Here is a 6,600-nt window from a genome sequence, read left to right on the forward strand (position 1 = left end):
TTACAACAAATTATTAATTATACATTTTATAAGGAGAGTTATATGCATTGTTTCGTTGATTATAGAGTTACTAAAGAAGAGTTACTAAGCCTTTCAAGACTAAATATAAACCCAATCTTAATCCCTAAGTGTAATGAAGTTTATGAAGCTATAAATGGTCATCCCGATATTCAACTAAATATACTCAAAAATAAATCATCTGCTAAAATTATTGTTCAAAGAGATATTTCGCAGCAATTTAAAGAAGTTCTTAAAGCAAATAATATAAACTATATTGTTTCAAAAAAATCATTGTCCAATACATATCCTGATGATATTATTTTAAATTCTTTAATTTTAGAAAATTATTTTATTCACAATTTAAAATATAGTGACGAAGAACTTTTAAAATCTCAAAATTTAAAAGTACATATTAATGTTCCCCAAGGATATACTAAGTGTTCTATCCTGCCTGTCAGAGATAATGCATTAATAACAAGCGATAAAGGAATTTTTGAATCTTTAAAAAATTATGACTTTGATATTCTTTTGCTTCCGCCCGGGGATATATTACTACCTTCATTAAATTATGGTTTTATAGGTGGGGTTGGTGGTATGATCTCTAATGATAAGATGGTTTTCTTTGGTGATTTAAATAGTTACAAATGGGGAGCGGAAATAAAAGAATTTCTCTTTAAATACGATGTCTCCCCTATTTCACTTAGGAAAGGAAAATTAATAGATAGAGGTAGTTTTTTTACTGTTTAATCATGTCAACTATATAATATGATTTCTATTTTTTTGTGTTACTTTTAGATAAGGCATATAATAAAAAAGCTAGTAAGAATGATATCCCAACTTACTAACTTTTTTATAATTTATCTCATCATTTTTTTCTTTATCTCATTGCCTAATCTTTCAGCTTTTTCTTTCATAAATTCTCTCATATCTCTCATTTCACTGCCCATATCTTGAGCCAGCTCCTTCATTTCATATCCCATCCTCTCTGCCCTTTCCTTTATTTGTCTAGTGAAATCTACCATTATAATTTCTCCTTCCATAAAATATCTTGATATTATTTTAAATTTCCATAAACAATTAAAATTTATAGATTTAAAAATATTTTTATCTACATTTAATAAGTTTTCCCCAAAATATGAAAATTATTAATTTAAATATTTGCAGGGTTCATCTTTTAATAAAGTTAAATTATCCATTTCTTTCTCCATTCATATATTTAAGGCATTGTATCAAATTACTGCTTTCCCCTTCCACTTTCCACTTTTATATCTTATAACAGATACCATTGATGCAAATATCCATCCTAAAGATACTGCCCACCATATGGCTTTCTGTCCAATTAAAAATGCTATACCATACGCGAAAATTATTCTTGTAGATAAATTAGTTAATTAACCAGTGCTTGTACAAATAAATTTCCCACGGAAACTATAATACTTGGGATTTTTATATGTGTGAAAGTTCTTAATTGTGCTATCGCACTTTTTTTATATGTGCATATTCTTGAGAATATATATGATTTAGATTTTTACCATATTAGAATAAATCTTTTTAAAAGATCTAAAATTTTTAGAAATTTACTTTGACATATTAGCTTTCTATCATTTAAACTGTTTTAGGATAGAGTTATAAATAATTATTTTATATTTTAGGAGGCAATTAATGAGCGTACTTACTGTGAAAAATATGAATCACGGATTCGGAGATAGAGCTATTTTTGAAGATGTTTCATTTAGATTATTAAAAGGAGAACACGTTGGTCTTATTGGAGCTAATGGTGAAGGTAAATCAACATTTATGAATATAGTAACTGGAAAGCTTATGCCTGATGAAGGCAGTATCCTTTGGTCAAATAATGTTAGAGTTGGTTATATGGATCAACATGCTGCTTTAACTAAAGGACTAAGCATTAGAGATGCATTAAGAGATGCATTTAAATATCTTTTCGACTTAGAAACAGAAATGAATTCCCTATATGAAAAAATGGGTGATTGCACAGAAGATGAATTAAATAAAATGCTAGAGAGAACAGCTATAATCCAAGATTTGCTTGACCATAATGGCTTTTATGTAATTGATCCAAAGGTTGAAGAAGTTGCAAAGGGACTTGGGCTCTTAGATTTAGGCCTTGATAAAGATGTTGATGATTTATCAGGTGGACAAAGAACTAAGATTCTTTTAGGTAAACTACTTCTTGAATGTCCTGATATTTTACTTTTAGACGAGCCTACGAATTATCTTGATGAAGAACACGTAGAATGGCTTAAAAGATATCTTCAATCATATGAAAATGCATTTATATTAATTTCACATGATATCCCATTTTTAAATTCAGTAGTAAATTTAATATATAATGTAGATGAAAGAAAACTTACAAGATACGTTGGAGATTATGATGAATTCCAAAGAATATATGCAATAAATAAAGAAAAATTAGAAGCTGCCTTCGAAAAACAACAAAGGGAAATTGCAAAACTCGAAGATTTCGTTGCTAGAAATAAAGCCAATGCCGCTACTGCTAACATGGCTAAATCTAGACAAAAAAAATTGGATAAGATGGATGTAATAGAACTTTCAAAAGAAAAACCAAAGCCAGAATTTACTTTTAAAACGGCTAGAGCCTCAGGTAAAATTATATTTGAAACTCATGATTTAGTTATTGGATATGACTCTCCTCTTACAAAACCATTAAATTTATATATGGAAAGAGGACAAAAAATAGCACTAGTTGGAGCTAATGGACTTGGTAAATCAACGCTTTTAAAAAGTTTACTTGGAATAGTTAAACCGATCAGCGGACAGGTTAACCTTGGTGATTATCAATACATAGGATATTTTGAACAAGAAGATAGAAAAAATAATACAAATACATGTATAGAAGAAGCTTGGCAAGAGTTTCCTGGATATACTCAATATCAAATAAGAGCAGCTCTTGCTAAATGTGGATTAACAAGTAAACAAATTGAATCTCAAATAAGAGTTTTATCAGGTGGAGAAGCTGCAAAAGTTAGACTTTGCAAAATTCTAAATAATGAAACAAATATACTAATCCTAGACGAACCTACAAATCATTTAGATGTAGATGCAAAAGATGAGCTAAAAAGAGCTCTTAAAGAATACAAAGGGACAATCCTTATAGTATCCCATGAACCAGAGTTTTATAGAGATATAATAACTGAAACTTGGAATTGTGAAGATTGGACAACTAAAATCGTATAATAGTTCTAGAAAAATAGTCAGTTTATTAAAGCTAGCTCTTTTTACTGAATTATAATTTTAAACAATTCACAATTAAAAATATTTAAAGAGTTAAGTAATAATCTTTGGAGGATTAGTGTTTTTTCTTTTTCTATTAATTTCATAGTATTATAATTTGTATATTGAAGAAAATAGTAGTGTGATACTCGATTAAATTCTTATTTTTAGGAGGGATAAATGCTATGAGTGAAAAACATGATTCTTCTTGCGCAAGCCAACAAGAAAAGGAAAAGAAAGCAAATAATTCTAGAACTAAACATACTAAAAAGATACATAAAAAAGATTGATATTAATATTAAATTAAATATTTAATTTAATTATTAAAACTGTAATGTAGATTTGACAACTAAAATAGTATACTATACCTCAAATTAACGAGCCTTTTTATAAGGCTCGTTATTAATTTACTTATAATAAATACGCTCGCCTTTAATGTTGAGTAATACCCATTGCCTTTTGAGACAAGCCTTTTTCAGTTAGAAATCAACAATTTAAATATAACAGTTTAGGCAAAGTGTCTCTTGACATAAAATACTAAAATGTTATCATGAAACTATTGATGATTAAAAAGCAATTATACATAAGAAGGGGTTATAAAAATGATTACATTAGATAAATTCGAAGAAGCATATGAAATTGTGCAAAAAGTAATCTTAAAGACAAAATTAGTTTATAGTGATTATTATTCAGATACGACTGGAAATAAAGTTTATTTAAAACCTGAAAATATGCAAAAAACTGGAGCTTATAAGATTAGAGGGGCTTATTATAAAATTAGTACTCTTACTGATGAAGAACGAAATAAAGGACTTATAACAGCTTCTGCTGGTAATCATGCGCAAGGAGTTGCGTATGCTGCAAAAGAATATAATTCAAAGGCAGTAATAGTTATGCCAACTACTACACCACTAATGAAAGTAAACCGCACAAAGGCATATGGTGCAGAAGTTATTTTGCATGGGGATGTTTATGATGAAGCTTGCAATTATGCATTAGAACTTGTTGAGGAAAAAGGCTATACTTTCATCCATCCATTTGATGATCTTGATGTAGCAACTGGCCAAGGCTCTATTGCAATGGAAATTATAAAAGAACTTCCAACAGTTGATATTATTTTAGTTCCAATTGGTGGTGGTGGGCTTGCTACTGGTGTTTCTACCTTAGTTAAACTTCTTAATCCAAATATTAAAGTTATAGGTGTGGAACCAGCAGGTGCAAATTGTATGCAAGCTTCTCTAAAGGCAGGAGAAGTTGTAACTTTACCAAAAGTTGATACCATTGCTGATGGTACTGCTGTTAAGACTCCAGGCTCTAAAATCTTCCCATACATACAAGCAAATATTGATGATATTATTACAATTGAGGATCATGAATTAATTTGTGCTTTTTTAGATATGCTTGAAAATCATAAAATGCTTGCTGAAAATTCTGGATTACTAACGGTTGCAGCCCTTAAGCACTTAAATGTTAAAGATAAAAAAATCGTATCTATTATAAGTGGTGGTAACATGGATGTAATTACTTTTGCTTCTTTAGTGCAACATGGTTTAATTGAAAGAGAACGTATTTGTACAATCTCTGTTTCACTTCCAGATAAGCCAGGTGAATTAACAAATGTATCTAAGGTAATTGCAGAAGCTCAAGGTAATATAATTAAGCTTGACCATAATCAATTTGTTAGTATTAATCGTAATAATGCAGTTGAACTTGATATTACTATGGAGACCTTTGGTCATGACCATAAAGAAGCAATTATGAAAGCCCTCAGAGATAATGGTTATAAACCAACTTTAATCCAGCCTAAAATGATTTACCAATAAAAATAGGAATACCTCTAATTTTGAGGTATTCCTATTTTTATATTATTTAATGGGATTATATATTTCATAATTCTAGTTTTCTTTAATTTTTTCTAAATATTCTTTAACTTTAACTAAATCATCACATATTTTAAACGTTAATTCCTTTGTATCATCTTCTAGGAATTTCATATCCGGAACATGTATACCCATCATCTTAGCTGCATGAGCTGCTGTTATTCCTGCATCTGAATCCTCTATAACTATACATTTTTCTGAATTTACATTCAATCCCTTTGCTGCCTTTAAGAAAATTTCTGGATCTGGCTTAGAGTTTTCAACTTCATCCCCACAAATCACATAATCAACTTTTCCCTTTATTTTTGCTTCTTCTAATAATTGAAGTGCTCTTTCTCTTCTTGTTGAAGTAGCTACTGCTATTTTATAATTTTCTTTGTTCAAATAATCCAATAACTCATGAACTCCAGGCTTAATTATTACTCCATTTCTATTAGTAATCTCTAATGCTAAGTTAGCTTTTTTCTTATATATAGTATCAAATGGAAAATCAGCCCCATACTTTTCTTCCATTATAGTTTTTATACTCTTAACATTTCTTCCTATTAATTTTAGATAAAATTTTTCATCCATTTTATAATTATATTCTTTGAAAACTTCTTTAAAGCATTCAAATGATCTTCTTTCTGAATCTATTAATACTCCATCCATATCAAAAATTATTGCATCTACTTTTCTCACCTGTAATAGTCTCCTCTTACATTAAAATATTATTTGCTTATTTATATTAATTATAGCATATTTTTAAAATCTACACTAATAAAAGAAAGGATAGGCTTGCTTTTATGGAGCATGTCTTCCCTTTCGATTTTGTTAGTAGTAACCTTAAAATTTTAATATTACTACAAGTATTTTTATATTTTGCAATACCTGTAAGCTATGTACTATTAGCTTTCGTTTAGAAAGTTTTTTATTCTTTCTAGGAGCATACTTAAAGCAACTGTATTTACTCCACCTTCTGGAATTATTATGTCTGCTCTTCTTTTACTTGGGTCTAAAAATTCTTCATGCATAGGTGCTACTGTGCTTAAGTATTGATTTACTACAGAATCTAAATCTCTTCCTCGCGCCTGCACATCTATTAATAATCTTCTTATTATTCTTACATCTCCATCTGTATCTACAAAGACATTAATATCCATTAAATCACAAAGTTCTTTATTTTCAAATATTGAAAGATCCGTGTCAAAAGAATCTGGATGATCATAATTGAGCTTTTTTCGCTCTTCTAAAGAAATTCCTTCATTAGATTTATAATGATAAACTTTTACTACTACGCCTATTAGATTTTATTATAAAACAAAGAAAAAGACAACTCCTATTAAAGAGGCCACTGAAAAAGTGCCCTCACTCTATTTTAAGAATTAAAAAGTATAATTCCAATACGTTTAGTATTGGGAATATGCTTTTTTTGTTATATAATTTATTTATTAAGACTAAGCAAGGTGGTAAATAAATGTTAAAG

Annotated in this window: 5 protein-coding genes and 1 pseudogene; 3 read left to right on the forward strand and 3 right to left on the reverse strand. The window is 28.9% G+C overall.

Features of this window, described 5'->3' with window-relative positions; translation table 11 throughout:
• Positions 1–42: 42 nt before the first annotated feature.
• The gene (locus tag LLF98_RS09395) at positions 43–747 is read left to right on the forward strand and encodes a DUF6873 family GME fold protein (RefSeq protein ID WP_291702940.1); all 705 of its coding nucleotides are present in this window, start codon (positions 43–45) and stop codon (positions 745–747) included.
• Between the two features lie 110 nt (positions 748–857).
• Here LLF98_RS09395 and LLF98_RS09400 read toward each other — a convergent pair whose 3' ends face one another.
• Positions 858–1,022 carry a hypothetical protein gene (locus tag LLF98_RS09400; RefSeq protein ID WP_291702941.1) on the reverse strand — a complete coding sequence of 55 codons (165 nt, stop codon included), beginning with the start codon at positions 1,020–1,022 and terminating at the stop codon, positions 858–860.
• Between the two features lie 640 nt (positions 1,023–1,662).
• On the opposite strand from LLF98_RS09400, the gene LLF98_RS09405 reads away from it, so the two are divergent.
• Both LLF98_RS09405 and ilvA read left to right on the forward strand, forming a co-directional pair.
• The gene (locus LLF98_RS09405) at positions 1,663–3,219 is read left to right on the forward strand and encodes an ABC-F family ATP-binding cassette domain-containing protein (RefSeq protein WP_291702942.1); all 1,557 of its coding nucleotides are present in this window, start codon (positions 1,663–1,665) and stop codon (positions 3,217–3,219) included.
• A gap of 638 nt (positions 3,220–3,857) precedes the next feature.
• Positions 3,858–5,078, forward strand: a complete 1,221-nt coding sequence (gene ilvA / locus LLF98_RS09410; RefSeq protein WP_291702943.1) for a threonine ammonia-lyase — start codon at positions 3,858–3,860, stop codon at positions 5,076–5,078.
• 72 nt (positions 5,079–5,150) lie between these two features.
• On the opposite strand, the gene LLF98_RS09415 is transcribed toward ilvA, so the two are convergent.
• The gene (locus LLF98_RS09415; protein ID WP_291702944.1) at positions 5,151–5,816 is read right to left on the reverse strand and encodes an HAD family phosphatase; all 666 of its coding nucleotides are present in this window, start codon (positions 5,814–5,816) and stop codon (positions 5,151–5,153) included.
• A 206-nt stretch (positions 5,817–6,022) separates the two neighbouring features.
• A pseudogene (locus LLF98_RS09420) lies at positions 6,023–6,397 on the reverse strand (uridine kinase); the annotation flags it as partial.
• Positions 6,398–6,600 lie beyond the last annotated feature (203 nt).

The organism is Clostridium sp. (assembly GCF_021372645.1).
In the GTDB taxonomy this organism is placed as follows: Bacteria; Bacillota; Clostridia; order Clostridiales; family Clostridiaceae; genus Clostridium.